Here is a 26,813-nt window from a genome sequence, read left to right on the forward strand (position 1 = left end):
AACGATTATTTTATAAAAAAATCTCTTAAAATAAGTGCAAAATAAAAGTGTAAAAATGAAAATAAAATTTTGAATAAATTTTTGGCTTTTAATATTTTAAATTAGCTTTTAAAGTATTTTGTTTATAATTTAAATTTTTAATGCTTTAAAAGGTTTTATCATGATACACAAAATTTTAATTGCCAATCGTGCTGAAATAGCCGTTAGAGTAATTCGTGCTTGTAGGGACTTGCATATTAAGAGTGTAGCGGTTTTTACTGAACCTGATCGTGAATGCTTACATGTAAAAATTGCTGATGAGGCTTATCGTATAGGTACAGATGCCATAAGAGGGTATTTAGATGTTGCAAGGATAATAGAAATTGCTAAGGCTTGTGGGGCTGATGCTATACATCCAGGTTATGGATTTTTAAGTGAAAATTATGAATTTGCCAAAGCTTGTGAAGATGCAGGGATTATTTTCATAGGTCCAAGGTCTGAAGTTATACATAAAATGGGAAATAAAAATATTGCAAGAAATTTAATGGCAAAAAATGGAATTCCAATTGTTCCAGGTACTGAAAAGTTGAATGATTATTCTATGGATGAAATTAAAACTTTTGCAGAAAAAATAGGCTATCCTATTATTTTAAAAGCCAGCGGTGGTGGCGGGGGTCGTGGAATTCGTGTTGTTCATGATGAAAGTGAGATAGAAAAATCTTTTGAAGCTTGTAAAAGAGAGGCTTTGACTTATTTTAATAATGATGAAGTTTTTATGGAAAAATATGTGGTAAATCCTCGCCATATCGAGTTTCAAATCTTGGGCGATAATTATGGTAATATTATCCATCTTTGCGAAAGGGATTGTTCTATCCAACGCCGCCATCAAAAAGTCATTGAAATCGCTCCTTGTCCTGGGATTTCTGATAATTTACGAAAAACTATGGGTGTAACCGCAGTTGCTGCTGCAAAGGCAGTAGGATACACTAATGCTGGAACTATAGAGTTTTTGCTTGATGATTATAACCGTTTTTATTTTATGGAGATGAATACAAGAATTCAAGTCGAGCACCCAGTGACAGAAGAGATCACGGGTGTTGATTTAATCGTGCGTCAAATTCGTATTGCAGGTGGGGAAATTTTAGATTTAGAGCAAAGCGATATTAAACCTAGAGGTTTTGCAATTGAGGCAAGAATTACAGCTGAAAATGTATGGAAAAATTTCATTCCAAGTCCGGGTAAAATCGGAGAGTATTATCCAGCTCTAGGTCCTTCTGTAAGGGTCGATAGTCATATTTATAAAGATTATACCGTGCCTCCTTTTTATGATTCTATGCTTGCAAAACTTATTATCAAAGCTACAAGTTATGATTTGGCGGTAAATAAACTAGAACGCGCTTTGAAAGAATTTGTCATTGATGATATAAGAACAACTATTCCGTTTTTAATTGCCATTACTAAAACGCGTGAATTTCGTCGTGGTTATTTTGACACTTCTTTTATCGAAACGCATATGCAAGAATTGCTAGAAAACACTGAAGATCGTCATCAAGAAAATAAAGAAGAAGTTATTGCTGCGATTGCGGCGACGCTTAAAAAAATTAGAGAAAGTAGAAAATAATGGATTTTTTAGACAGTTTAAAAGATATCAAAAAAAGCCTAGAAAAAGAGCAAAAACAGTCTGAAAAACCAAAAAATAAGTCTAGCAAAAGTGGAGTGAGTTTGAAAAATGACTTGACACAACTTGGTGAAATTAAAGCTCAAATTTCGCAAGTTGATAAAGATAAAAAAGAATTTGAAGAAATTTTTTTGAAAGAGGAAAAGCTTATTGATGAATTTGAAAATTTTATCAAGAATTCTGATATCAAAAGAATGAAATGATAGAAGAAATTCCTTTTTGCACCCTAGAAGATGAATGTTCATATCTAAAAGATAAAAAATGCAAAATGGAGTACAAATATATCCAAAATTGCTCAGCCTTACTAAATCAAGAACTGATTTTTAGAGGCTGGAGGCGTTTTGGAAAGTATTTTTTAAGACCAATTTGTGATGGTTGTAAAGAGTGTTTAAGTCTTAGAATTGATGCTTTAAATTTTCATTTTAGTAAGCAATATCGCCGAATTTTAAATAAAAACGCCAATACAAAAATTATATTAAAATCCCCATATATTTCAAATGAGCATTTATTTTTATATGATAAATATCATAAATTTATGCAGCAAAAACGCGAATGGAAGGCTAGTGAATTAAGCTATAGACAGTATTATAATCTTTATGTAGATGGTGCTTATGAATTTGGCGGTGAGCTTGATTTTTATGTAGATGGAAAATTGGTTTGTGTTGATTTTATTGATATTTTAAAAGATGGAATTTCGAGTATTTATTGTTTTTATGATCCTGATTTTTCTCATTTGTCTTTGGGTAAATTTTCTTTACTTAGCGAGATTAAAATTGCACAAAATTTAAATCTTAAATATATTTATTTAGGATATTATGTAAAAAATTGTCAATCTTTAATGTATAAAGCCGATTATACACCTAATGAAATTTTAAGAGAAACAAGCACTTTAAATGAAAATGCTTTTTTATGGGAGAAATAAGCAATGCAAGTAATTCAAACTTTACAAAGCATTCATGTTAATACTGATGATGTGGCAATTTTTGATTATTTTAAGGCTTTGATAAAAAAGAATTTTTCTAAGGTTATAGGCAAAAAAAATAAGATTTTTTCTTTTTTCGAGGAGAGTGAAATTCCTCAACGCAGATATTTTTTAAAATTGCTTAATACTCAATATAAAAAAATTTCTGGAGAAGATATAGAAAATATTAATTTTGCGCACCAAAAAACTTTTAGGCTCAATTTCCAACAAGAAAATACCTTAAAGCCTGTTATTTTTATTAAAGTCGATTTTGATGGGGGTTTGATTTTTAAATTTGATACCAATGAGAGATTGTTTGTGGCTTATATTAAACAATATTTTAAAAATCATCATTGTGAGTATGATGAAAATTTAAAAATTTTAACTATTGATTATAAAGATGAAAGCACTTTTTCGCTTTTTGAAATTTTTGCCAATGAAAGTGAGCATTTAAAATACTGCGTGAATTTTAATATTGATGAAGAAAAATATAAAAATTTCAAAAAACAAATTCACAAAAAAGAAGAAGTAAAGTGGAAATTTAATGCTCTAGCTAAGCTTTTTAATAATTATTTCACCACTTTAGAATGCACCCCGCAAAATAATTTAGATGAAATTCGTCAAAAATATCTTATTTTGGTTAAACTTTATCATCCTGATTTTTATCACGGAAAGAGTTCTATAGAAAAAGCTTATGCAAGAGAGAGATTTGAAAAAATTCAAATCGCTTATGATAATCTTAAGGCCCTTTATAAAAACAATACCTAATTTTTACCATCTAATATTGGTACAAACAGGCATTCTTCAAGAGTTTGCTTGTGAGTTTTTCCATCTTTTTTCGTGAATTTTGTGATATATTGACGCCCATTTTCTAATAAGGGTGCAACCAAAATACCATCATCACTTAATTGCTCAAATAAAATTTCAGGAATATAAGTAGCATAAGCAGAAAATAAAATTCTATCATAAGGTGCATAATTTTTCCAGCCATTTTGCCCATCGTCAAAACGCACATTAATGTTTGAAAATCCAAGAGTTCTAAAGGTATCTGCTGCACTTTTTGCAAGTTTTTCGATGCGTTCTATAGTAAAAACTCGTCTTATAACTTTGCTTAAAATTGCAGCTTGATAGCCACTCCCACAGCCAATTTCTAATACACTATCAGCACCTTTAAATTCAAGCGCCATTGTCATTTTTGCTACAGTTAAAGGAGAGCTTATCCATTGATTAGAAGCAAGTGGTAAAGCATCAAGGCGGTAAGCATGGGCTTTAAGTGGGGAAAAAATTTCGCGTGGTACTGCACAAAAAGCTTTAAAAAGTTCTTCGTTGATAAATACATTTTTAGCAATTTCTTCAGTCATGGTTTGAACGCGTTTTTGTTCAAAAGTGTTCATTTTGTTTATCCTAGTAAAATTTTAAAAATAATTTTAGCTAATAAAATTTGAAAATCGCATTATTTTTGCTATACTCAAAATAAAAAGGATGAGAAATGTTGATGAAATTTAAGGGAAAAACCCCAGAATTAGGAAAAAATGTTTTTGTTGCAGATGGGGCTAAGGTTATTGGTGAAGTTGAAATTGGCGATGAGAGCAGTGTTTGGTTTAACTGTGTTTTAAGAGGCGATGTGAATTTTATCAAAATTGGCAAAAGGACAAATATACAAGATTTAACAACCATCCATGTGTGGCATAGGGAATTTAATATGGATGGAAGTTTGAAAGATGCGGGTTTTCCTACTAGTATAGGTGATGATGTGACTATAGGCCATAATTGCGTGATTCATGCTTGCACGATAGGCTCTCGTGTTCTTGTGGGTATGAATGCGGTTGTAATGGACGCAGCGGTGATTGGCGATGATAGTATAGTAGGAGCGGGTAGCGTGGTGACTAAGGGTAAGAAATTTCCGCCAAAATCACTTATTTTAGGAAATCCTGCCAAAGTTGTGCGCGAATTAAGCGATGAAGAAGTGGAGTTTTTAAAACAGTCGGCTTTAAATTATGTTGAATTTAAAAATGAGTTTTTAAAGGAGCAAGGATAAGTTTTGGACTTATCCTTTTTTTGTGTTTATAGATTTTCATTTTCGAAAAATAAGATTTATCGAAAACCTTGAAAATGAATTATAAATCTCAGGGTCATTTACTGTTTCTGGCAGATCATTTAATCCACGCAGCTTTGGAAAAATATGAAATAAAAATATTGGACTAATTTTTTATCAATTTTTTTTGCAAATTTTTTAAATTTTTTGAAAGTTTGATTTTATATTTTTCTTTGTTGCTAAAATCCAAGAATTTCTCATCCAGCTTTGAAATTTGATCTTTTGTGTATGAGGCAATTTTTTTAATATTGCTTTGTTTGTTAAGAATTTTACCTTCTTTAAAAATGCATTTTAAGAGTTCTTTTCTTTCTAAATTTTCATCAAGTTTGGCTAAATTTTCATCATAAATATAAAGCTCATCGAAAAGTATTTTTTGGCTTTTTTTATCATAAATTCTAAAAAGTTTTTTAAAATGCGGTATGGTTGTTTTTTGTTTATCCTCACTGATCTTAATTTTGGGCGTTATGGTTTCGTTTTCTTCTATAGCTACGAGTTTATAAACACAGCCAAAAGTAGGATCACTTGAAGCAGTAATGAGTCTTTCACCAACTCCAAAAGCATTAATAGGCGCATTGTCTGCAAGAAGTTTTTCTATACTTTTTTCATCTAAGGAATTTGAAGCAATGATTTTGCATTCTTTTAAATCATTTTGATCTAAAATAACTCGAATTTCTTTACTAAGCACTTCTAAATTTCCAGAGTCAATGCGCACTCCACACTGCCTAACTTTAAATTTTTTAAATGCTTTTATAGCATTATTTAAGCCTTGCTTGTAATGATAGGTATCAATAAGCAGAATGGGGTTTTTAGGGTAAAGTTCTAAATAACGACAAAAGGCTTCAAATTCATCGCTAAACATTTGTATCCAAGAATGCGCCATTGTTCCGCTTGTTGTGATATTATAATTTTTTCCTGCAAGCGTGCAAGAACTTGCCACGCAACCTCCTATTATCGCCGCTCTTGCACCTTTGAGTGCTGCTTCGCTTCCATGTGCCCTGCGTGCCCCAAATTCAAGCACAGGTAGATTTTTAGCTGATCTTACAATGCGGTTTGCTTTTGTGGCAATTAAACTTTGATGATTGATACTAAGAAGAAAAAAAGTTTCAAGAAGTTGCGCTTCGATAGCATTGGTTTTAATAATCATCAAAGGTTCATTAGGAAAAATGATTTCGCCTTCTTGCATGGCATAAATTTCGCCGCTAAATTTGAAATTTTCTAAATATTCTAAAAAACTTTCTTTAAAGATATTTTGCGAACGCAAATAGTTTATATCTTCTTTGCTAAAATGTAAATTTGAGATAAAATCAAGTATATCATCAAGTCCAGCAAATATAGCAAAAGAGCCGTGATCTGGAATTTTTCTAAAAAATATATCAAAATAACAAATTTTATTTTCAAGCCCATTAAGATAATAGCCTTGCATCATGGTTAATTCGTAGAAATCGCAAAGCAAAGCAAGATTTGGCTTTGCTTGCATGAGAGAATTTTGTGCCATAAATTTAATTTCCCAAGATTTTAAAAATCATCAAAACTTATGCTACCTTTAGAATAATTAGTAACCTTACTTTCAAAGAAATTGCTTTTTTGGTCGTTAAATTTGGAAAAATCATCTACCCATTTGATAGGATGTTTTGCGTTGTAAATTTTGTCAAGGTTGATAGCAATAAGTCTTTGATCTACAAGATAATGGATATATTCTTCTATAATATCATCTGTAAAGCCCATGATTTGATTTTGAGTGATGTATTTGCCCCATTTAATTTCTAAATCGCCCGCTTTTTTAAACATATCATAAATTTTATTTATATTTTTATCATTAAATAAATCGGGTCTTTCTTTGCGAACAGAATTAATCATATTTTGAAAAAGCAAAAGATGGGTGATTTCATCTCTTTGGATAAAACGAATCATTTGTGCAGAACCTAGCATTTTACCTGCTCTTGCAAGCGCATAAATTGCGGTAAATCCACTGTAAAAATAAACACCCTCTAAAATTTGATTTGCTACCATAGCCAAAAGAAGTTTATTATCATCCACATCGCCGGCTAATTCCTCATAAATGCTTGAAATAAAATCATTTTTTTCACGCAAAGTTTCGTCGTATTTTTCCATTTCATAGATTAAATCTGTATTATCACAAATCGCTTCAACCATTACTGCATAAGACTTTGAGTGATTTGCTTCTTCATAAGCTTGGCGTGCTAAAACCGCATTGATTTCAGGCGCAGTGATGTAAGGATTGATGTTATCGGCTAAATTATTGGTTTGAAAACTATCCATAGAAATGAGTTGTGACCATACAAGATCATACATTCTTTTTTCAGCACTTGTAAGATTACAACGATAATCTAGTGCGTCTTTAGTAGTATCTACTTCTTTTGGAAACCAAGTGTTTGCTTCCATAATATCCCAAAGTTTTAAAGCCCAAGTGTATTTTGCTTTTGTAAAATTTAAAATTCCGTGCGGATTTCCACTGAAAACCTTGCGTTCTGTTAAAGTTTCATTTGAGTTTGGGTTATAAATTCTTTTTCTATCCATTGTCTTTTGCCTTTACTACAAGATAAGATTTGCTTAATAAATCATGAATTCCCAAGCCGTCTTTGCGTAGGAATGGAAATATTAAACCTATAATAATTGAATAAGTAAAAATAAATACCAAAAATCTTAATAATGCTTGTATAAAACTTACTTTTTTATGATTAATGCTACTAATAAGATACATATCATAAGCTTTGCAACCTGGACTTTGAGCATTTTTTACAAAAAATAAAGTTTGTATAAGTCCAAAGCTGATCCAACAAGCAAAAATAAACCATTCATTTTTTAAAAAAACTTCTTTACCTAAAGAGAAATAACACAAATAAAGCAAGGGAACATAGATCATAAAAATATCTATTAAAAATGCTCTAAATCTCATCCATTTAGTAGCAAGTCTTGCTTTGCTTGACATTTAATTTCCACGACTTCCTGGTTTTATAGCTGTGCTACCTTGCTTGCAAAGCGGACATTGCTCTGCCTCATAGATATCAAATTCAAAATTTCCTAAAACAAAAAGTGGTAAATTATCAGGCAATTTTGCATTGTCTTTTTTTGTTGTGTTGAGATTTTTTACTGCACAAAAACCACGATTTGCTAAAGCTGCAAATCCTACTACAACTCCCCCTAAACTCTCTATGATTTCAGCACTTTCCAAAGCACTTCCACCTGTTGTGATAATATCTTCACAGATAATGAATTTTTCGCCTTTTTTAACTTCAAAGCCACGTCTTAAAGTCATTTGCTTTTCTACTCTTTCGGTAAAAATAAAGCGTTTATTGCAAGCTCTTGCTAGTTCATAACCTGCTAAAATTCCACCCAGTGCGGGAGAGCAAACACTATCAAATTCAACATCATAACTAAAAATAATTTTTGCTAATTCATCACAAAGTTTGCCAGCAAGTTGCGGATTTTCTAATACTTTAGCACTTTGCAAGTAAAACTCAGAATGCTTTCCCGAGCTTAAAAGAAAATGCCCTTGTAAATATGCACCACATTCTTTATAAATTTGTTCTAAATTCATTATCAAACCTTTAGAAGCTCTACTTCTTTATTTTTTACACTCTCGTCAATTTTTGCAGTATAAGTATCGGTAAGTTTTTGCACATCATCATAAGCTTTTTTGGCTTCATCTTCAGAAATAGCTTTGTCTTTTTCGAGCTTTTTTACTGCATCGTTTGCATCTTTACGAATGTTTCTTATAGAAACTTTTGCTTTTTCTCCCATGGCTTTGGCTTGTTTGACATTTTCTTCTCTTTGCTCTCTAGTCATTGGTGGGAAAAATAATTTCACGCTTTCGCCATCATTATTTGGATTTACACCTATATTTGCTGCTGCGATAGCGCTTTCTATTGTTTTTAACATAGGTTTTTCCCAAGGAGTAATGCTAATGGTTGAAGCATCGCTTGCAAGTACCGTTGCAACTTGATTTAGAGGAGTTTGAGTGCCATAATAATCAACGCTGATATGATCAAGTATATGGATATTAACTTTGCCGGTGCGTAGTGTGGTAAAGTCTTTTTTTAAAGCTTCTAGACTTTTTTCATTTTGGGTTTTTTGTTTGTTTAAAATTTCGCTTAGCATATTTTTCCTTTAATTTGTAGTATTGTTTTGATCGGTATTTTGCATAGGTATGCTTGGTGCCATAGGAATTGCTGGAGCCGATGGAACATTAGTGGAGTTGTTTTCGTTTGAAGGAATCTGAATTTGTTCTGCAAGTGAAGACTTGGAATTTTGATTGTATAAATATCCTAAAGCTATGGTATTTGCTATTAGAGCCACGCCCATTATAAAGGTAAATTTAGCTAAAAATCCCGCAGGTCCTTTGGCGCCAAATAAACTTTCATTACTTCCACTATATGCTCCAAGTCCTATGCTTGAACTTTTTTGTAGTAAAACTGCTATACAGATAACAACAACAAGGGTAAATTGAACAATAAGTAATAGAGTAATCATAAATTTTCCTTAAAAGAATTTATCAAAGATAAAATTGTAACTTAAAAAGATTGAAAAGAATTTGAAATTTAAAATTTTTGCGGGTAAATTCCCGCAAAAATTATCGATTAACACTTCTTAAAATATTAAGTAAAGATATAAAAAGATTTACAAAATCAAGATAAAGAGCTACAGCTCCTTCAATTGGGGTTTCGTAATTTCCGCGAATGATATTTTGTGTATCATAAAGAATATAAAATGAAAATAAAATCGCAGCAACTGCTGAAATGGCTAAATTTAATAGACCGCTTTGCATAAATATGTTAAGAATCGAAGCTGCAACTACGATTAAAAGTACGATAAATAAAGCTTTTCCCATCATTGTAAAATCTTTTTTAGTATTCATAGCAAAAATACTAAGTCCTGCAAAAGCCACTGTTGTTAAAGCAAAGGCTTGAGCAACGATTACTCCGCCTGCTGGTAAAGCAAGGACTGAGATAAGTAATGGAGTTAGCGTTAAGCCAGAACAAAAAGTAAAAGCAAAAAGCAAAATCAGATTAAGCGGAGCTTCTCTTTTTTTATACATTAATGCAAATAACAAACCAATTTCAACTATAAAAAGTATCCAAAAAGTCGCTTGAGATCTAAAAAAGAATTCTGCCAAAGCATAAATTCCTACATAAGCACCTACAGTTGCGGCTAGAAGTGAGGCAGCAAAAAGCTGGTAAGTTTGCTTAATGAAAACACTTAATTCGCTAGAGCGAATGCTATCAAATTCTCTTGATTTTGAATAATCTCTGTCATAAAGACTCATAATAGAATATCCTCCTAAAATTTAATTTTGTAAATTTACACAAAAAAGTTAAACAAAAAATTAAAAATCCCATTAAATCAAAAAATAACTAAATGCTTGATATAATTACAAGTTTAAACTTTATTCAAGGCTATGGAATGGATAATTTAATTAAAGGTGCTATTAAATTTATGCAAGAAGATTTCAAAGAGCACCAAGAACTTTTTATGAGTTTGAAAAATAAACAAAATCCTCATACTTTATTTATAGGTTGTGCTGATTCTAGGGTTATACCAAATTTAATTACAAATACAGGTCCTGGCGAGCTTTTTGTTGTTAGAAATATCGCAAATATAGTCCCGCCTTATCGCGTGGGCAATGATTATTTGGCCACAACTTCAGCTATAGAATACGCGTTAAGCTCTTTGCATATTAAAAACATTATTGTTTGTGGGCATAGTAATTGCGGCGGTTGTGCTGCACTTTATAATCAAGAAGCTTTAAAAGATGCTCCAAATGTAAAAAAATGGCTTATGATGCTAGAGCCTATAAAAGAAGATGTGTTAAGATTTGCAAGTAATGATCTAGCAATGCGTTCTTGGCTCACTGAAAAGTTAAATATAGTGAATTCTTTACAAAATTTATTCACTTATCCAGGAGTGCAAAAAGCTTTAGATGAGGGCAAGATAGAGCTTCATGCTTGGTATTATATCATAGAGACAGGCGAAATTTATGAATACGATTTTAAGGCAAAAATTTTTGTTTTAATCGAAAATAAAGGAAAAGAATGAAAAAGATTTTTTTAATTTTAGTTGTATTTGTTTGTGTGCTTTTTTCGCAAGAACTTAAATTTTTTGATGCTAATAAAAGCAATGCAAATGAAAAGACAAGTTATTCTTTGGTGGAAAAATATGTTTTAATTAACGAGCAGATTAAAGATTATCAAGAGCAAGAAGATGCCAATGTTAGTCTTTTTTCGGGCGAAATTAAAGTTTTAGAGAAACAAAAACAAAATATTTTAGTTGAAATTCCTTCTGTTATTGTCACACAAAAAACAGATGAAAATGCAGTAAATAATTTTTTAAAAATTAAAAAAAGTATAGAAAATAAGATTAAAAAAAACAAAAACAATCCTAGTGTTTATGTGGATTCTAGTTTAGATTTGATTTATTTAAATTTGGTCGAAAGTTTTTATTCTTCCTTTATAGGATTGGAGCAGCTTTTCAAGGATGCAGCTCAAAGTTCAAGTATAGAAAAAAGCATAGATCAAAGTATTGGTCGTCTTCAAAAAGTTATGGTTTATAATTTTGATGAAATGAAAAGTAAAATTACTGATGAGAGTATTTTAAAAACTTTGGAAGAAAAGGAAGAAAAGCTTAAAGATCGTTCACTTGCTTATCAAGAAATTTTGTCTTATTTAAGAACTAATGCAAGCTTGTTGGAGAGTAATTATTTATTTAGTAAATTAGGTTTGCAAAATTGGATAGATAAAATCAATCAAATTGCAAATTTTGAAAGTATAAATTTAGGAAAAATTGTTATTTCTGCACTCGTGCTTTTGATATTCTTTTCTTTGCGAAAATTTTTCTCTCATATTGTGTATTTTGTGCTTGTAAAATTATTTTATAAGAGTAAAGAAAATTTAAAAGATATTAAGGCAATATTTATAGAACATATACAAAAGCCTGTCGGAATTTTGTTGCTTGTTTATGCTGTAAGTATTTGTTTTACTATAATTTATTATCCTACGCCTGTTTCGATTAAAATTACTAATTTATTTTATATTGCTTATGCAATTTTAATTGCTTGGCTGATCTTGACTGCGCTTGATAGTTACGGTGTGATTTTGGTTTCAAAACTCGCCCAAAAAAGTGGCAAAAAAGAAGTGGTGAATTTAATCATTAAGATTTTATATTTTCTCATTATTGTTGTGGCTTTGCTTTTTGTTTTAGCACAGCTTGGATTTAATGTTTCTGCTCTTGTGGCCTCTTTAGGTATTGGTGGTTTGGCAGTGGCTTTGGCGGCAAAAGATATTATTGCAAATTTCTTTGCTTCGGTTCTTTTGCTATTTGATAATAGTTTTAATCAAGGCGATTGGGTTGAAATTTCAGGCGTTGAAGGAACTATAGTAGAAACTGGACTTAGAAAAACGACCATAAGAACTTTTGATAATTCCTTAGTGTTTTTACCAAATTCAACCATTATGGGAGCCAATATTAAAAATTGGAGCAAAAGACGCATAGGGCGTCATGTGAAAATGTATATAGGGGTAACTTATGGCGCTACTCCTGAACAGCTTGAATCTTGCATTAAAGATTTAAAAGAGCTTTTAAATACTAGTGATTTAGTTGCACATGCAGATGATAGTGCTTTAAAATATGGTGATCATAGGGCAAAATATCGCCAAAATTTAGTTTCAATTAATGATTTAGAAGGCTATAAAAATGCTTGTTATGTGGCTTTGAGTGATTTTGGGGATAATAGCATTAATATAGAATTGTATTTTTATACCAAGGCTATAGATGCGGCTGAATTTAGAGAATCAAAACAAATTTTAATGCTTGAATTTATGAGAATAGTTGAAAAAAATGGTTTGAGTTTTGCTTTTCCAAGTCGTAGTATTTACATCGAAAACTTACCAAAAATTAATTTAAGCAAATAAAGGATGAAAAATGAAATTTGTTAATTTTCTTCTAGAAGATAAGGCGACTTTGGGTGTGTTAAATTCAAATGATGAGGTTGTGGTTTTAAGGGATTTAGGTATTGATGCAAAAGATATGAATGAGTTGATTTTAAATTATGAAAAATTTGCTCCAAAATTACTTGATTTACAAAAACAAAAGGGTATAAAAATTTCAAAAGATCAGTTTTTAGCACCTATCATTCAGCCTTTGCAAGATATTATTTGTTTGGGTATTAATTTTTTAGATCACGCAAAAGAGTCTGCCAAATTTAAAGGCGAACAATTTGAAGAAAGAGAATATCCTGTGTATTTTGGCAAGCGTTGTAATGGCGCGAGTGCTCCTTATGCGGAAATTCCTTTGCATGAAGATGTGACTTCACAACTTGATTATGAATGCGAGCTAGCTTTTGTTTTAAGTAAAGATGCGTATAAGATTAAAGCAAGCGAAGCTGAAGATTATATCTTTGGTTATACTATTATTAATGAAATTTCAGCAAGAGAGCTACAAAAACGACACAGGCAGTTTTATCGCGCTAAAAGTTTAGAAGGAAGTACGGTAATGGGTCCTTATTTGGTGAGCAAAGATGAGATTTCTTATCCACCAAAGCTGAATTTGCAAAGTTTTGTAAATGGCGAACTAAGACAAAATTCAAATACTAAATTTTTTATTTTTGATATCGCTTATGTTTTGGAAGAATTAAGTGCAGGTATGCGTTTAAAGGCAGGGAGTATTATTTCTATGGGAACGCCTAGCGGTGTAGGTATGGGGCTTAATCCGCCTATGTTTTTAAAAGAAGGTGATGAAGTGTGTTGTGCGATAGAAAATATTGGTCAGCTTTGTAATAAAATTAAGTCATTTGCCTAGAAGGCAAATGATGAAAATACTTAATATGCTTTTTTATAACATTGAATTTCTATTTCTCTTGCTACAGGCACTACTTGTGAATTGGTTGGAGTATTCATTGTTGAAGGATAGTAAAGTTTTACTTCTAAAAAATCTCCTACATTTAAGTCTTTAAACATACCTCTTTTATCCATACCAAAAATTCCACAATCATCCATATCAATTTCGGTATTTGGTAAAACTTTTACTGCCATTTGACCGCCATAAATAGAGTCAATTAACAAAGTTTTGTTGTTGTCATAAATTTCTGCAATAGTTCCTTGAAGTTTAACACTATCAGCAAGAAGTGTTGATCCAGCCAAAATAGCTCCAATAGCGAAAACTGCTATTTTTTTCATTTTTTCTCCTTTTTAGAAAGTTTATGATGTAAGTATAAATTTTTTAGGTGAAGTGAATGTGAAATTTGTTACAATGAAATTTGTAAGCAATATTTCTTGATATTGTTATTTTAAAATCATACCATAAAGGCATTTGCGATGTTTAAGAAAATTTTAATGAGCTGTTTTATGCTTTTGTTTTTGTTTGCTTGTTCGGACAATAAATCATTTTCTAACAAAAAACCACCACTTGAACAAGGAGTAAGGGCAAAGAGTGATGGTTTAATTAAGCATTCAGAAGCCATTTTTGTGGAATTTGATAAAGCTATTGTAGATTTTGATGAAATGATTATTGATGGAAAAATCAATTCTAAAGATGAAAAAATTTCACTTCTAAAAACTTCAGATTCAAGTTTTTTGCTGAATTTTAATTCTTTGGAGGCCAATAAAGATTATAAAATAGAATTTAATTATAAAGATATACCTATAGTTTTAAATTTTAAAACAGATTTTATAGAAAATTTTACTTATAAGTCGGAATTTGAGGGCGATGATGAAAAAATTTATTTGGATTTTGTTTATGATTTTGGCTTTAAACATAGTAATTGGGATTTTGAAGATAAAACACAAGAGGGTTTGAAAATTACTTTAGATGGAAAGGAATTGCCATTTAAGAAGCTTGATAAATTTCATTTAATTACTGATAATATTAAGCTTTTGGATAAAACTCGAGAGCTTGTTTTAACTTATGATGAAAAAATTATGGGTTTTAAAGAGTCAAAAATTTTTAAATTTCAAGTTCCTAGCAAACAAAGCAATAGTGATTTTAGACTTATTAGTGCAGAAAAAAAAGAACAAATCATTACTCTAAAATTTTCTAAAGACTTAGATGAAAACCAAAATTTTAAAGAATTTATCCGCATCTTTCCAGATATTAATTTTAAGGCTTATAGCGTTGGAAAAGAGCTTAAAATTTCGGCCAATTTTGCTTTAGGAAAAACCTATGATATAGTGATTTCTAAAGGTTTGAAATCAGTTCAAGGTTTAGTGAATAATGGAGAAAAAACAAGCATTGCTTTCGAAAAAGATTTAGAGCCAAGTTTGAGTTTTGCAAGCAATGGGGTATTTTTAGCCAATAAAGCAGATCATAAAATTTACATCAAATCGCGAAATATTAAAAAAGTAAGTGTTGAAGTATCGCAGATTTTTTCTAATAATTTGGGAGAATATTTGCGCTATAAGGAATTATCAGGTTTAAAACAAGATAATTCCAGACAAATTTGGGAAAGCCCTGATAGTTTTTATTATATAGGCAAACAAGTTTTATCTAAAACAATAGACATACAAAGTCAAAAAAATACTTGGGTAAATACTGAAATTGACTTGAAAGAGTTAAAAAAATTAAGTGGTGTTTTTGCTATCAATGTTTATGTAAAAGATGGTGAGTTTGACTATGAATTTAATCAAAATGATGATAAATATTATGAAATCAGAGAAAAAACTAATATTAAGAAAAATATCATTTTTTCTAGTATTGCCTTAAGTGCTCAAAAATTAAATAATGAATTAATTATCCATGCAAGAGATTTTGGTTCAAATGAATCTTTAAGTGGTGTTAAAATCGAGCTTATAGATAGACGCAATCAAAATATTAAAACTATGGATACAAATTTTGGTGGAGATGCTAAATTTACGCTTAATGATAGCAATGAAATTTTGTATATTTTAGCTAGCAAAGGTGATAATGCAAGTATTTTAAAACTCAACAGTCCTTTGTCTACAGATGGTTATGAAGTTGGAGGTTTGCAAGAAGATGGTGCAATTAAAGCTTTTGTCTATACAGACAGAGGGGTTTATAGACCAGGTGATAGTATTCATTTAAGTGTGGTTGCAAGATCAGATAAGAAACCTATAAAACACCCAATTTATTTGACTTTTTATAATCCAAAAGGACAAAAAATTATTAGCGAAAAAGCTATAAAAAATACCAATGATATTTTTTATGAAAAAATTAATACAGATAAAAATGATATTAATGGAATTTATACAGCAGAGTTTAAAATTGCTGGCACATATTTTACTAAAGATATTTTGCTTCAAAGCGTAGCGCCAAATCGCATTAAAGTTACATTAAATGCCGATGAAAACACTACAAAGGATGGACTAGCTTACGCGCTTAGCGCTGATTATCTCTTTGGCACTGTGGCTTCAAATTTAAAATATCAAAATAAAATTTATTTTTCACCTAAAATTTATAGCAATCCAAAATATAAAAATTATATTTTCAAAAATCCTACTTCGCGTTATGCTATGGATTTAAGTAGTGAAAATGAAGGTGTGCTTGATGAAAATGGCAGGGCTAACATTAAAACGAGTCTTCCCAAAGAGCTTCAAAGCGCGCAAGGTTTAAATTACAACGCACGCATTGTGAGTGAAGTTTTTGAAAATGGCGGACGAGCGGTTGGAAGTGTTAAAGATGTAAATATTAATTATTATGATTATTTTGTAGGACTAAAAGCTTTGGATAATGACTATGTAAGCTCTGGTTCTAAAATAGAATTTTGGGTTATTGCGAGCGATCTAGGACATAATTTACTTAGCAATAAAAAAATAAAATATAAAATTTATCACAATAAGTATTCTTGGTGGTGGGATTATGATAATTATAATGAATTTTTGCGTTCCATTAAACAAGATAAATCCACGCAAATTGTTGCCAGTGGAGAGCTTGTGACTCAAAAAGATCCTGTGAAAATAGAATTTGATGCGGCAGATTATTATGGCGAGATGTTTATAGAAATTATTGATGAAGAAAGTGGTGTAAGTGCAGGACAAAATTTTTATGTCAGTGCGTGGGGCGAGCCAAGTCGTGTTGATGTGGTGAGTAATTTAAAAATCAAAAGCGATAAGACAAATTATAAAGTTGGCGAGAATGCAAAAATAGAATTTGAAAGCACTAAAAATGCTAAAGCTTTGATAACTTTGAGTAATAATTCTAAAATTCTCGAACGCTTTATAGTGGATACTAAAGATCAAAGCACCAGTGTTGAATTTAATATGAAAAAAGAATACACCCCAAATGTTTATGTAAGCGTGAGCTTGTTTCAAGATTATGAAAGTTTAGATAATGATCGCGCTTTAAGACTTTTTGGTGTTGTACCTTTAAATGTTATTGATGAGGATACTAAGCTTGATTTAGAAGTCAAGACACCTGAAAAAATCTTGCCAAATAGCGAATTTGAAGTGCAAATTCAAAGCAAAAACCACAAGGCTTATAATTATACTATTGCTATAGTTGATGAGGGGCTTTTGGATTTAACTGATTTTAAGACCCCTGATATTTGGGGATATTTTTACGCTAAAAGAGGATTTAGCTTAAAAACTTACGATACTTATAACCAAATCATTCCTAAATTTACTGGCGGAGATATGCTAGCATCTAATAGGGCACAAAAAAACCGCGATGATAATGCGCAACGCTTTAAGCCTGTTGTGTTTTTTAATGCTCCTGCAAAGAGCGATGATAAAGGCTTTGCGAGCTTAAAATTTAAAATGCCTTCATATATGGGTTCTGTGCGTGTGATGGTGGTTGCAAATTCAAATAACAGTTTTTCTTCAGCCCAAAAAACTATCCAAGTAAGTGCTCCTGTTGTTATGCTTGAAACCTTGCCGAGGACTTTGAAAGTTGGAGATGATTTTACAATTTTAGCGGAGCTTTTTAAAACACAAAAAGAGATTAATGAAGCGAGTTTAAGCGTAAAAAGTAAAAATAAACTTATACATTTACCGCAGTCAAATTTTAAAGTCAATTTTGATGCCAAAACTCAGCAAGAAATCGCCATAGAAGCGAATGTAAGCAAAGATAGTGTTGGAATGGATATTTTGGATTTTGAATTAAAAACGAAAGATTATAGTTTTAAAAATAGCATTGAAATTGATATTAAACCGATCAATCCCTACACTTATGAAAGCCAAAAATTTTTAGTTAGGGCTGGAGAGAGCAAGGAATTTAGCATTGATAAGTCTTATTTAAAGGGCACAAGTACAGCGCTTTTAAAAATTTCTCCTACGCCAATCATTAACTTAGATAAGCGTTTAAAATACTTGCTTAATTATCCTTATGGTTGTATAGAACAAACAACTTCAGCGGTTTTGCCACAGCTTTTTATCGATAAATTTAGTACCAATTTTGATAAACAAAAGGCAATTAACAATATCAACGCAGCCATAGAGCGTTATGTGAATTTTCAGACGGCTGATGGCGGTTTTGCTTATTGGCAAGGAGATGAGAAAAGCAGTCTTTGGGGAAGTAATTATGCGGGGATGTTTTTAATTTTAGCTAAAGAAAATGGTTATTTTGTGCCTGATTCCATGTATGAAAGATGGCTAAAATATGAGCAAAATTTTGTCCAAAATAGTGCAAATGCGAATTATGTAATGGATATTAAGGCCAATTCATTATATCTTTTGGCTATGGCAAAAAGACCAAATATCAGCGAGATGAATTTGCTTTATGATAATTTAAATGTCCTTAGCACCGAAGCTAAATGGCAATTAGCCGCGGCATATAAACTTGCAGGAGTTGAAGATATTGCTAAAAAAATAGCGAGTCAAATTTCAACTACGCCAGATTCAAAGTATTCTTATTATACTTATGGCTCGGTGCTTAGAGATAGGGCTATTATCGCAAATGCGTATAGGCAAATTTATGGTAAAAATAATGAAGAATTGCTTCAAAAAATCAGCGATACTTTAGAATCCAAAGATTATCTTTCTACCCAAAGCACAGGTTATGCGCTTTATGCTTTGGCTTTGGGGATAAATTTAGGCAATGCAAGTGAGAATTTTATGGATGCAAATTTAAAATTAAATGAAGAAAATCATATTCTTAATCAAAATCAAATACAAATTTTTTCATTTAAAGATAAAAAAGCAGTGCTAAATGCAAAGAAAGATACCTTTGTAAGTTTTGGTATTGAAGGGGTGAGAATGGATGAAAATACTCCATTTAGCAATAAAATTATCTTAGAACGCACTTTCTATGATGAAAAAGGTGGAGAAATAAGCCCTAGTCAAATCAAATCCGGCCAAACTTTTTATATGAGAATTTCGGCAAGTTTAAGCCAAGAGGCGGGTTTTGTTTCTAATGTTGCTTTAACGCAAATTTTGCCAAGTGGCTGGGAAGTAAGCAATACGATTTTAGATGATAATGCTCCAAGTTTTTTTAAGAATTCTCCGCTTGATTTTATTGATGTTAGAGATGATAAAATTATGTGGTTTTTTAGCTTGAATAAAAACCAAACACGAGCTTTTTTTGTTAAATTAAATGCTGTAACTCCAGGTGCTTATACTTTGAGTGGCGCTTATGCTGAAGCAATGTATGATGATACTTATAAGGCTTTAAGTCAGAGCGAAAAAGTTTTTGTGATTAAATGAGATTTATCAAAATTGCCCTAAAAATCGTTTTATTTTTAGGGCTTTTAATTTTTATTTATGGAGCTTTTGTTTATTTTAGTTTTGATGCTAAGAAATTTTTGCAAACTTTTGAGCAAAGATACAGCAAGGTTTTATATGATAAAAATGAAGAGCTTTTGAGTGTTTTTTTGAATAATGAAGAGCAATGGCATATTAAGGCTAAATTTATTCCAGAGCGTTTAAAAATCGCGGTGATTAATTATGAAGATAAAAATTTTTATTCCCATTATGGAGTGGATTTTTTAGCCCTAATGCGTGCTTTTGTGAGTAATTTTAATTCTGCTCAAAGAAGTGGTGCAAGTACTCTTAGTATGCAAACTATCAAGCTTAATACAAGGGCTAAAAGGACTTATTTTAATAAATTTAATGAAATCATTCAAAGTTTTGCACTTGAGCAAGCTTTTGGCAAAGATGAGATTTTAAGATTTTATCTTAGTAATGCACCTTATGGTGGAAATTTGGTTGGCTTTGAAGCGGCAATTTTGTTTTATTTTAATAAAAGTGCAAAAAACCTTACTTGGTCAGAAGCTGCTTTGCTTGCGATTTTGCCTAATCAACCAGGTCTTATTAATTTAGAAAAAAACAAAACCTTGCTTTTAAATAAACGCAATGCACTTTTAACAAAACTTTATGAAAGAAAATTCATTCCAAAAGATCTTTATGAGCTTTCATTAAAAGAACCTTTGCCAAATTTTAAGCCACGCAAAAATATCGCACCCCATTTAGCCCTAAAACTCTTAGATGAAAATAAAAAAGAACTTATCTCTAGCATAGATAAAAAAATTCAAATGAAATTTGAAGCCAAAGCGAGTGAATTTTCTAAAAGCTTACAGCAAAAAGGAATTTTAAATTTAGGCATTATTTTAGCCGATACAAAAACGCGTAAAGTATTGGCTTATGTTGGCTCACAGGATTTTTATGATATAAAAAATTTGGGGCAGATTAATGCAAATGTAGCAAAACGCAGTGTGGGTTCGATTTTAAAACCTTTTTTATATGCTTTGAGTATGGATGAGGGTTTGATAAGTTCTAAATCTATACTTTTAGATGTCCCAATCTTTTTTTCTAATTTTAATCCCCAAAATGCCAACAAAAAATACTACGGTCTAATACAAGCCGATAAAGCCTTGCAAAAATCTTTAAATGTCCCTTTTGTGTCGCTTTTACAAGATTATGGTTATGAAAAATTTTTTTATAAATTAAGAGCTTTTATTGGTTTTGAAGAAGAAAATTTTCAAAATTATGGTTTGTCTTTTATTTTAGGCACAAAAGAACAAAGTCTTGAAGAGATGACTAAGCTTTATTTGGGCTTGGCAAATTATGGAGAATTAGCGGATTTATCTTTTTTAAGAGATGAAAATTTAAGCAACGTCAAAACCATGTTTTCTAAAGGCAGTGCTTATCTGACTTTAAAAGCCTTAAAACAAGTGCAAAGAGTAGGTTTAGAGAATTTTAACCCCAATAAAATTATTTCTTATAAAACTGGGACAAGTTATGGTAGAAAAGATGCTTGGGCTATGGGTGCAACGCCAAAATACACGCTAGGTGTTTGGGTTGGAAATTTTAGCGGAGAGGCTAATGCAAATTTATATGGAGTGAGCATTGCTGGAGATTTGCTTTTTGAGCTTTTGGGGCTTTTAGACGATGTGGAAGTTGATTTTACGCTGCCAAATGATTTAATCAATATAAAGCTAGATAGTGTTACAAAATATCATTACGATGAAACTTTAGGCGGAGCTTATATAAATGCACTTTATCCTAAGGATGCTAAAATTTTGCAAACTTCGCCCTATCTTAGAAAAATTTATGAATTTAACGGCAAGGAAGTGGATTCAAAAGATGAAAATTTTAAAGAAGCAAAAGCAGTTGTAAGACTTGATTTGCCTTTGTATGCTTTGAATTTTTTATATCAAGAAAATATCAAATTGCAAAGTAGAAAAAATCTTAAAATTCTTTATCCAAAAAATGATTTAAAAGTAATTTTAGCTAAAGACTTTGATGGAAAAAAAGGACTCGTGATAAGAATAGCGAATTTAAAAAACGAAAAGGTTTTTTGGTATTTAAATCAAAAATTAATTTATGAAGGCAATAAAAATAATCAAATTTTAAATTTAGACAAAGGAAAATATACCCTTTTGATTATAGGTGAAGAATCAGGCGATAATGATGAGATTGAATTTGAAGTTAAATAATATCTAAAATAGCATTACATTGCGAGACAGTTTGATAAAATTTAAAGATTTCTGTGTTTAAAATTAATAAAATATTTATTAATTTTCAAATATATGATAAAATATTTGTTTGGTTAATTTCAATATTTAAGGAAGAAAATGCGTCATTTGTTGTTTATGATTTTACTTTTGCCTTTATTTATTTTTAGTGCATGTGCAAACCATATGCAAAATAATAAAGAGTATGAAAATGCTTTGAATTATTGTTCTAAAAATTTTATTGCTAATAATATGAAGAAAATTAATGAAAATAATGATGTAATTTATGTGGGTTTAAATGCTGGTGCAGTGTCTAGACATTGTGGAGATTTTAACACGAGTAATTATTTTTTTGATATAGCTGAAAATTCTTATAAATATGATGTGGATTTAGAAAATTTTGCTTCAAAAGGAACAAAAACAATTGCTACAACTCTTTTGAATGATACTATAGTAGATTATGATGGTTCTTTATATGAAAGAATTATGGTAAATATTTATAAGGGCTTAAATTTTATGAGTCTTGATGATTATCAAAACGCGAGAGTGGAATTTAATCGTGCTTTAATGAGACAAGATAAAGCTAAGGAGTATTTTGCAAGTCAAATTGCCAAAAATCGCAAAGATTTACAAGAAGCCAAAAAAGATCCAAACTATAAAGCTAATATGCAAACGAATTTTAAAACTATTCAAAATGAGTATGAAAAATGGTTCGAGGAATTCCAAACGACTAAAAATTTTACAAATCCTTATGCAACTTATATGGCATCTTTGTTTTTTTTCTTGGATCAAGATTATAGAAAAGCAAATTCATTATTCCGTGAAGTTGCAAGTGTTGATGCGAAAAAACCCGAAATTATTACACAGGCAAAAGTATTTAAGCAGTATGCCAACGCAATTAAGCCAGATAAATTAAAAAAATACATTTTCTTAGTATATGAGGATGGGCAAAATGCAGTAAAAGAAGAATTTGCCTTTACCTTACCTTTTATAGTGGATAAAAAAGTGGTTACAGCTAGTATAGCCATACCAAAGCTTGCTAAAAGAGAAGCTTCTTATGGAGGCTTAAAGCTTAATGATAAAAAAAGTGTTTTATTGGTAAATTTCGATGATATTATAGCTACAGAATTTAAGATTGATATGCCTTCTGTTGTCACAAAAGCCATTGCTTCAACCATCATTAAAACCGCTTTAAATGTTACAGTGGCAGAAAATGACTCCACGGGTGGTTGGTTGGCTTTAGCTAGTAGTGTTGTAACGAGTTTAAGTACTAGAGCAGATGTGAGATCTTGGAGAACATTGCCAAAGAGTGCCAATGTTGTAATGGTTCCAAACGATGGTTTGGTAAAAATTGATACTTTAAATTCGCAAAATCTTTTTAAGCAAAAAGTATCAAAAAATAAAAATATTTTAGTGTTTGTAAGATCTTTTTCGCCAAATACTAAGCCGCAGATTGAAATCATAGAAAAATAAGGAGAATAAATGCTAAAAGTTATAAGTATTATTTTGGTACTATTTTTTGCTTGGGGTTGTAGTACGGCAACTTACACGCAAAAAGAAAGTCAAAAATATGTAATGGGAAAATATCCTAGAAGTATAGTTAAAAGCGTAAAAAGCAGGGTAAATAAAAATGGTTTGCTTGAATTTGAACTTGTGATGCAAAGTTCTAATATGGTTACTTTAGATTATAAAGTAAATTGGCTTGATGCTGAAGGATTTATTTTAAAAACAGCTTTAGATGAGAATTATCGCAGACTTATTTTAAATCCTAATCAAGAATTTGTTTTAAGAAAAGTAGCCGTAGATCCTTGTATAAAAGATTTTAGAATTCATCTAAATACAATACAAATTTATAACGACAATACTCGAAAATATTAATCAATGAAAGGATTTATTATGAAAAAAATTTCTAAAATGGCTTTTGCTGCTAGTTTGGTTTTGGTGCTTGGCGCTTGTACTAAACCGGTTTATACTGATGGGACAGCTGCGCAAGTAAAACAAGGCGATGCGCTTACCTTAGGTTTGGATAGGGAAGATTTTGAAAAAACAGCTGAAACTATGATCAATAGTATGCTTAGCGATCCAGCTTTTGCAAATATCAAACCAGGTCAAAGAAAAGTGATTGCTATGGGAAGAGTTGTTAATGATACTCCACAAAGAATCGACACTGAAAAATTAACAGCAAAAATCACCACGGCCCTAAGACGCTCAGGAAAATTTGTGCTTACTTCAGCAGTTGCAGCAGGCGGTGCACTTGATAGTATGAGCGAAGATGTAAGAGAATTAAGAGATAACGAAGAGTTTAATCAAAAAACCATAGCTAAAAAAGGTACACTTGTATCTCCTGATTTTTCACTTGCGGGTAAAATCAGGCAAGATAATGTAAAACTTAGCAATGGCAAAACCCAAGTTGAATACTTCTTTTTATTAAGACTTACGGATTTAAATTCGGGTCTTGTGTATTGGGAAGATGAGCAAACTATTAATAAAACAGGTTCTGATAAATCAGTGACTTGGTAAGATTGAATTTTGATTTATAGTTGAAAAATTTAGCTCAAGTTTTGTTTTTGCAAGCTTGGGCTTTTTTTATGAATTTACAAAAAGGATACAAATGAAAAAATTATTATTTATCGCTTCATTGGTAGCAGCAAGTTTGCTTTATGCGCAAGGATCAAAACCCATTGAAATTTCTCAGCAAGATATTAATACACAAAATGAAATGTCAGATGCTAGCACTAAGGATATTACGCCAAAATCTTTGGATGATTTTTTTGAAGAATTTGCAGATAATTATGATATAGAATATGGTATCACCAAAGATGGCAAAACTTTCTATACGGGAAAAAGTACTGTTGCTGTTAGTGATAATGATCCGCAGTTTGCACAAGCTTTACAGAATGCTTATCAAAAAGCAATGCTTAATTTGCAAACCGAATTTATAAGAGATGCTTATGGACGAATTGCAACAAGTAAAGTGCAAAGTTATGAAGCTGATAATTCAACTAATGCTAGAGAATTTGAAGAGCTTCCAAAAGGAAGTACTTTTGAACAGGTTTTAAATAAATTGACCCAATTAACCGGAGCAAAACTTGATAATGCCTTAAAAGATTTAGGTATTGATGTAAGTGCTTTGAGTGAAGAGAGGAAAAAGACTTTACTAAAAGAAGAATTTGTTAGTAAAACAATGACAAGTGCTATTGGCTCGATGAGTGGGCTTGTTCCGGTGCAAACCATAATCACACAAAGAAGAGGCGAGTATGATGTGGGTGTCATTGCTATAGTGTCCAATAAAACGCGCCAATTGGCTAAAGATATGGCTTTGTCGCGTCAAAGTGCCATTAAGGGCAAAGGTAAATTTGTCAGTGAATATTTGCCAAAAGAAGATAAAGGTTTTTTAAATGAGTATGGTATTCGTTTGGTTTATGATGAGAAAGGTGCTCCTGTTATTTTAAGTTATGGAAATTGGGGTTATGTAAATGATGCAAGCAATACTAAAAAGACGAATATTTTAGAAGATAGAGCCAAAGATACTGCTATGACTATGGCGGATGCAGCTATTATTGAATTTATTAACACCAATTTAAGTCTTAAAGATGAGAAAACAACAGGTGATAGCTATGAGGAAATTATTAAGCAAAGTATTAATATCAATGATGGTTCCACTCAAGAGCAAATGCAAAATATTACAAATATTATTGATAAAGTTAATAGCAAAGTAAAAACAAGCTCAAGTGGAAAGATTCGCGGCATTCGCACTCTTAAAAAATGGAATTATACTAGCGAAAATGGCGTAGAGCATGTTGGCGTTGTTAGATTTTATTCTTATGACAATTTGGCAAATTTTAATGAAACTTTAAACCAAAAGTCAAATACCAATAAAGATAATAATAAAAAATCTTCCAATATACAAAGAAGTTCTAACGTAATTAATAGTATGGATGATTTTTAAGGACACAAAAGATGAAAATAGTTAAAATTCTTTTTTTAGGTTTGTTTTTAAGCTTAAGTCTTAATGCCAAGGTGGTGACTACAACTTCTACTAAATTAAGCACAGGTGAAGGAAGCGGACTTACGCGCGAAGAAGCAATAAATAATGCTATCATTGAAGCTATGAGTAAAATGAATGGGGTAAATATAAATTCTCTTAAGAAGTCTAACACTCAAGTTTTTACTGATGGTTTAAATTCCAAAATAAAAGATCATTATAGCGAGCAAATTTCAAAAGCCACAAAAGGTAGAGCCGATACCTATGAAATCAACAGTGTAGAGCAAGATCAAAGCGGTAAATTTATAGCTAATGTAACCATTTATAAAACCACAACAACCAAAAAATACCAAGTCCCAGGTTTAAGTGCGGATAGCAGAAGGAGTATTACGGTTTTTGATTCTACGCCAGATCCTATGAAAAGAGGTATTGGGGCAGCTTTGCAACAAAAAATTATTTCTGATTTACTAGAGAGTAGAAAATTCAATGTTTTGGATAGGGACAGTCAAGGTTATTATGAAATGGAAAAAGCTCTTATTAAAAGCGGTAATGCGGCAAGTGATGAGATTTATAAACTGAAAAATGTTTTAGCAACGGATTATATCTTGCTTTTTTCTATTTCAGGACTTGATGGTAAACAAAAAACAAGTAATCTCACGGGAAAAACTAAAGCAGAAGTTGAAGTTGTGGTTGATTATCGTGTGCTTTTGTTTGCAACAAGGCAAATTAAATTTTCTAATACTTTAAGTATGAAGGTAAACCTTAAAGACAATACTCTAAGCACTAATGAAGCGGCTTTGGAGCAAATTGCAAGCCGTGTTTCGGGTGATATTTTAAATGCGATTTATCCTTTGAAAGTTGCAAGTGTTGAGAATAATGAGGTAGTGTTTTCTCAAACCTTAAATCAAGGCGATATTTATGAGTGTTTTTCACTTGGTAAAGTTATAAAAGATGCTTATACAAAAGAAACTACTGGTGCAGTTGAAACAAAGACAGGAAGCATTGAAATTACTCGTACAAGCCCCAAGCTTTCTTACGCGAAAATCACAGAAGGAAGTGTGAAAGTAGGAGATGTTTGTAGGCCTTTAAGCAACGGAGGAAGTGGTAATGGCTATACTATAGGTCGAGATGCAAATTATAAAATCGAAGAAGGTGGCGGAGTAAATTTGGGCTTTTAAGATTTTAGAGTTTGGCTTTTCAAACTCTAAAATCTTTCTTAAATTCAAAAAAAATTAAAGAAAAATTCTGTAAAATTAAAACTTT

At 31.1% G+C, this 26,813-nt stretch carries 24 protein-coding genes; 15 read left to right on the top strand and 9 right to left on the bottom strand.

Going from position 1 to position 26,813, the window contains the following annotated elements; genetic code table 11:
- The first annotated feature begins 160 nt into the window (after window positions 1-160).
- Genes ELQ16_RS03820 through ELQ16_RS03835 form a run of 4 tightly spaced genes read left to right on the top strand, consistent with a single transcriptional unit; the run spans window position 161 to window position 3,386 of the window.
- Window positions 161-1,600: an acetyl-CoA carboxylase subunit A gene (locus tag ELQ16_RS03820; protein WP_134238254.1), complete on the top strand. Its 1,440-nt coding sequence runs from the start codon at window positions 161-163 to the stop codon at window positions 1,598-1,600.
- On the top strand, window positions 1,600-1,860 hold the full coding sequence (locus ELQ16_RS03825; RefSeq protein ID WP_134238255.1) for a hypothetical protein: 261 nt from the start codon (window positions 1,600-1,602) through the stop codon (window positions 1,858-1,860). Before ELQ16_RS03820 ends, ELQ16_RS03825 begins: the two co-directional genes overlap by 1 nt.
- Window positions 1,860-2,579 (top strand): arginyltransferase, encoded by a 720-nt coding sequence (locus ELQ16_RS03830; RefSeq protein ID WP_134238362.1) that lies wholly within the window; start codon window positions 1,860-1,862, stop codon window positions 2,577-2,579. The genes ELQ16_RS03825 and ELQ16_RS03830 overlap by 1 nt, the downstream gene beginning before the upstream one ends.
- A 3-nt stretch (window positions 2,580-2,582) precedes the next feature.
- Window positions 2,583-3,386 carry an adenylosuccinate lyase gene (locus ELQ16_RS03835; RefSeq protein WP_134238256.1) on the top strand — a complete coding sequence of 268 codons (804 nt, stop codon included), beginning with the start codon at window positions 2,583-2,585 and terminating at the stop codon, window positions 3,384-3,386.
- On the opposite strand, the gene ELQ16_RS03840 is transcribed toward ELQ16_RS03835, so the two are convergent.
- Window positions 3,383-4,012: a protein-L-isoaspartate(D-aspartate) O-methyltransferase gene (locus ELQ16_RS03840; RefSeq protein WP_134238257.1), complete on the bottom strand. Its 630-nt coding sequence runs from the start codon at window positions 4,010-4,012 to the stop codon at window positions 3,383-3,385. The genes ELQ16_RS03835 and ELQ16_RS03840 overlap by 4 nt on opposite strands.
- A 95-nt stretch (window positions 4,013-4,107) precedes the next feature.
- Here ELQ16_RS03840 and ELQ16_RS03845 point away from each other — a divergent pair, with 95 nt between their 5' ends.
- A complete protein-coding gene (locus tag ELQ16_RS03845; RefSeq protein WP_134238258.1) occupies window positions 4,108-4,656 on the top strand; it encodes a gamma carbonic anhydrase family protein in 549 nt (182 codons plus the stop codon).
- A gap of 163 nt (window positions 4,657-4,819) precedes the next feature.
- Here ELQ16_RS03845 and ELQ16_RS03850 read toward each other — a convergent pair whose 3' ends face one another.
- From ELQ16_RS03850 to ELQ16_RS03880, 7 genes are all read right to left on the bottom strand, one after another.
- Complete coding sequence (locus ELQ16_RS03850) at window positions 4,820-6,190, bottom strand: nicotinate phosphoribosyltransferase (protein WP_134238363.1); 1,371 nt, start codon at window positions 6,188-6,190, stop codon at window positions 4,820-4,822.
- A 38-nt stretch (window positions 6,191-6,228) separates the two neighbouring features.
- Window positions 6,229-7,251 (bottom strand): ribonucleotide-diphosphate reductase subunit beta, encoded by a 1,023-nt coding sequence (locus ELQ16_RS03855; RefSeq protein WP_134238259.1) that lies wholly within the window; start codon window positions 7,249-7,251, stop codon window positions 6,229-6,231.
- Complete coding sequence (locus ELQ16_RS03860) at window positions 7,244-7,663, bottom strand: RDD family protein (protein ID WP_134238260.1); 420 nt, start codon at window positions 7,661-7,663, stop codon at window positions 7,244-7,246. Before ELQ16_RS03860 ends, ELQ16_RS03855 begins: the two co-directional genes overlap by 8 nt.
- Window positions 7,664-8,272, bottom strand: coding sequence for an orotate phosphoribosyltransferase (pyrE, locus tag ELQ16_RS03865; protein ID WP_134238261.1), 609 nt, complete (start codon window positions 8,270-8,272; stop codon window positions 7,664-7,666).
- A 2-nt stretch (window positions 8,273-8,274) separates the two neighbouring features.
- Complete coding sequence (gene frr / locus ELQ16_RS03870) at window positions 8,275-8,832, bottom strand: ribosome recycling factor (protein ID WP_134238262.1); 558 nt, start codon at window positions 8,830-8,832, stop codon at window positions 8,275-8,277.
- A gap of 9 nt (window positions 8,833-8,841) precedes the next feature.
- Window positions 8,842-9,204, bottom strand: a complete 363-nt coding sequence (gene secG / locus ELQ16_RS03875) for a preprotein translocase subunit SecG (protein WP_134238263.1) — start codon at window positions 9,202-9,204, stop codon at window positions 8,842-8,844.
- 100 nt (window positions 9,205-9,304) lie between these two features.
- On the bottom strand, window positions 9,305-9,997 hold the full coding sequence (locus tag ELQ16_RS03880) for a Bax inhibitor-1/YccA family protein (RefSeq protein WP_134238264.1): 693 nt from the start codon (window positions 9,995-9,997) through the stop codon (window positions 9,305-9,307).
- Between the two features lie 137 nt (window positions 9,998-10,134).
- Between ELQ16_RS03880 and ELQ16_RS03885 the strand changes: the two genes are divergently transcribed.
- Genes ELQ16_RS03885 through ELQ16_RS03895 form a run of 3 tightly spaced genes read left to right on the top strand, consistent with a single transcriptional unit; the run spans window position 10,135 to window position 13,524 of the window.
- Window positions 10,135-10,767 (top strand): carbonic anhydrase, encoded by a 633-nt coding sequence (locus tag ELQ16_RS03885; RefSeq protein WP_134238265.1) that lies wholly within the window; start codon window positions 10,135-10,137, stop codon window positions 10,765-10,767.
- Window positions 10,764-12,638 carry a mechanosensitive ion channel family protein gene (locus ELQ16_RS03890; RefSeq protein ID WP_134238266.1) on the top strand — a complete coding sequence of 625 codons (1,875 nt, stop codon included), beginning with the start codon at window positions 10,764-10,766 and terminating at the stop codon, window positions 12,636-12,638. Before ELQ16_RS03885 ends, ELQ16_RS03890 begins: the two co-directional genes overlap by 4 nt.
- A gap of 10 nt (window positions 12,639-12,648) precedes the next feature.
- On the top strand, window positions 12,649-13,524 hold the full coding sequence (locus ELQ16_RS03895) for a fumarylacetoacetate hydrolase family protein (RefSeq protein WP_134238267.1): 876 nt from the start codon (window positions 12,649-12,651) through the stop codon (window positions 13,522-13,524).
- A 20-nt stretch (window positions 13,525-13,544) separates the two neighbouring features.
- Here the strand turns inward: ELQ16_RS03895 and ELQ16_RS03900 are convergent, their stop codons facing one another.
- On the bottom strand, window positions 13,545-13,901 hold the full coding sequence (locus tag ELQ16_RS03900) for a hypothetical protein (RefSeq protein WP_134238268.1): 357 nt from the start codon (window positions 13,899-13,901) through the stop codon (window positions 13,545-13,547).
- A gap of 138 nt (window positions 13,902-14,039) precedes the next feature.
- Here ELQ16_RS03900 and ELQ16_RS03905 point away from each other — a divergent pair, with 138 nt between their 5' ends.
- From ELQ16_RS03905 to ELQ16_RS03935, 7 genes are all read left to right on the top strand, one after another.
- Window positions 14,040-19,316, top strand: a complete 5,277-nt coding sequence (locus ELQ16_RS03905) for an alpha-2-macroglobulin (protein WP_208335057.1) — start codon at window positions 14,040-14,042, stop codon at window positions 19,314-19,316.
- Between the two features lie 5 nt (window positions 19,317-19,321).
- Window positions 19,322-21,547, top strand: a complete 2,226-nt coding sequence (gene pbpC / locus ELQ16_RS03910; protein ID WP_134238365.1) for a penicillin-binding protein 1C — start codon at window positions 19,322-19,324, stop codon at window positions 21,545-21,547.
- Window positions 21,548-21,685: 138 nt separating this feature from the next.
- Window positions 21,686-23,038, top strand: a complete 1,353-nt coding sequence (locus ELQ16_RS03915) for a hypothetical protein (protein WP_134238269.1) — start codon at window positions 21,686-21,688, stop codon at window positions 23,036-23,038.
- Between the two features lie 9 nt (window positions 23,039-23,047).
- A complete protein-coding gene (locus ELQ16_RS03920; RefSeq protein ID WP_134238270.1) occupies window positions 23,048-23,443 on the top strand; it encodes a YcfL family protein in 396 nt (131 codons plus the stop codon).
- Window positions 23,444-23,479: 36 nt separating this feature from the next.
- Complete coding sequence (gene lpoB, locus ELQ16_RS03925) at window positions 23,480-24,085, top strand: penicillin-binding protein activator LpoB (protein ID WP_243832586.1); 606 nt, start codon at window positions 23,480-23,482, stop codon at window positions 24,083-24,085.
- A 91-nt stretch (window positions 24,086-24,176) separates the two neighbouring features.
- Complete coding sequence (locus ELQ16_RS03930) at window positions 24,177-25,514, top strand: DUF6844 domain-containing protein (RefSeq protein WP_134238272.1); 1,338 nt, start codon at window positions 24,177-24,179, stop codon at window positions 25,512-25,514.
- An 11-nt stretch (window positions 25,515-25,525) separates the two neighbouring features.
- Window positions 25,526-26,728 (top strand): CsgG/HfaB family protein, encoded by a 1,203-nt coding sequence (locus ELQ16_RS03935; protein WP_134238273.1) that lies wholly within the window; start codon window positions 25,526-25,528, stop codon window positions 26,726-26,728.
- Window positions 26,729-26,813 lie beyond the last annotated feature (85 nt).

The organism is Campylobacter sp. US33a (assembly GCF_004378855.1).
Taxonomy (GTDB): Bacteria; Campylobacterota; Campylobacteria; order Campylobacterales; family Campylobacteraceae; genus Campylobacter_D.

Bases quoted from the DNA above. Each gene is read 5' to 3' on its own strand.
- ELQ16_RS03820 (WP_134238254.1), top strand. From the start codon at position 161: ATGATACACAAAATTTTAATTGCCAATCGTGCTGAAATAGCCGTTAGA.
- ELQ16_RS03825 (WP_134238255.1), top strand. From the start codon at position 1,600: ATGGATTTTTTAGACAGTTTAAAAGATATCAAAAAAAGCCTAGAAAAA.
- ELQ16_RS03835 (WP_134238256.1), top strand. From the start codon at position 2,583: ATGCAAGTAATTCAAACTTTACAAAGCATTCATGTTAATACTGATGAT.
- ELQ16_RS03840 (WP_134238257.1), bottom strand. From the start codon at position 4,012: ATGAACACTTTTGAACAAAAACGCGTTCAAACCATGACTGAAGAAATT.
- ELQ16_RS03845 (WP_134238258.1), top strand. From the start codon at position 4,108: ATGTTGATGAAATTTAAGGGAAAAACCCCAGAATTAGGAAAAAATGTT.
- ELQ16_RS03850 (WP_134238363.1), bottom strand. From the start codon at position 6,190: ATGCAAGCAAAGCCAAATCTTGCTTTGCTTTGCGATTTCTACGAATTA.
- ELQ16_RS03855 (WP_134238259.1), bottom strand. From the start codon at position 7,251: ATGGATAGAAAAAGAATTTATAACCCAAACTCAAATGAAACTTTAACA.
- ELQ16_RS03860 (WP_134238260.1), bottom strand. From the start codon at position 7,663: ATGTCAAGCAAAGCAAGACTTGCTACTAAATGGATGAGATTTAGAGCA.
- pyrE (WP_134238261.1), bottom strand. From the start codon at position 8,272: ATGAATTTAGAACAAATTTATAAAGAATGTGGTGCATATTTACAAGGG.
- frr (WP_134238262.1), bottom strand. From the start codon at position 8,832: ATGCTAAGCGAAATTTTAAACAAACAAAAAACCCAAAATGAAAAAAGT.
- secG (WP_134238263.1), bottom strand. From the start codon at position 9,204: ATGATTACTCTATTACTTATTGTTCAATTTACCCTTGTTGTTGTTATC.
- ELQ16_RS03880 (WP_134238264.1), bottom strand. From the start codon at position 9,997: ATGAGTCTTTATGACAGAGATTATTCAAAATCAAGAGAATTTGATAGC.
- ELQ16_RS03885 (WP_134238265.1), top strand. From the start codon at position 10,135: ATGGATAATTTAATTAAAGGTGCTATTAAATTTATGCAAGAAGATTTC.
- ELQ16_RS03890 (WP_134238266.1), top strand. From the start codon at position 10,764: ATGAAAAAGATTTTTTTAATTTTAGTTGTATTTGTTTGTGTGCTTTTT.
- ELQ16_RS03895 (WP_134238267.1), top strand. From the start codon at position 12,649: ATGAAATTTGTTAATTTTCTTCTAGAAGATAAGGCGACTTTGGGTGTG.
- ELQ16_RS03900 (WP_134238268.1), bottom strand. From the start codon at position 13,901: ATGAAAAAAATAGCAGTTTTCGCTATTGGAGCTATTTTGGCTGGATCA.
- ELQ16_RS03905 (WP_208335057.1), top strand. From the start codon at position 14,040: ATGTTTAAGAAAATTTTAATGAGCTGTTTTATGCTTTTGTTTTTGTTT.
- ELQ16_RS03915 (WP_134238269.1), top strand. From the start codon at position 21,686: ATGCGTCATTTGTTGTTTATGATTTTACTTTTGCCTTTATTTATTTTT.
- ELQ16_RS03920 (WP_134238270.1), top strand. From the start codon at position 23,048: ATGCTAAAAGTTATAAGTATTATTTTGGTACTATTTTTTGCTTGGGGT.
- lpoB (WP_243832586.1), top strand. From the start codon at position 23,480: ATGGCTTTTGCTGCTAGTTTGGTTTTGGTGCTTGGCGCTTGTACTAAA.
- ELQ16_RS03930 (WP_134238272.1), top strand. From the start codon at position 24,177: ATGAAAAAATTATTATTTATCGCTTCATTGGTAGCAGCAAGTTTGCTT.
- ELQ16_RS03935 (WP_134238273.1), top strand. From the start codon at position 25,526: ATGAAAATAGTTAAAATTCTTTTTTTAGGTTTGTTTTTAAGCTTAAGT.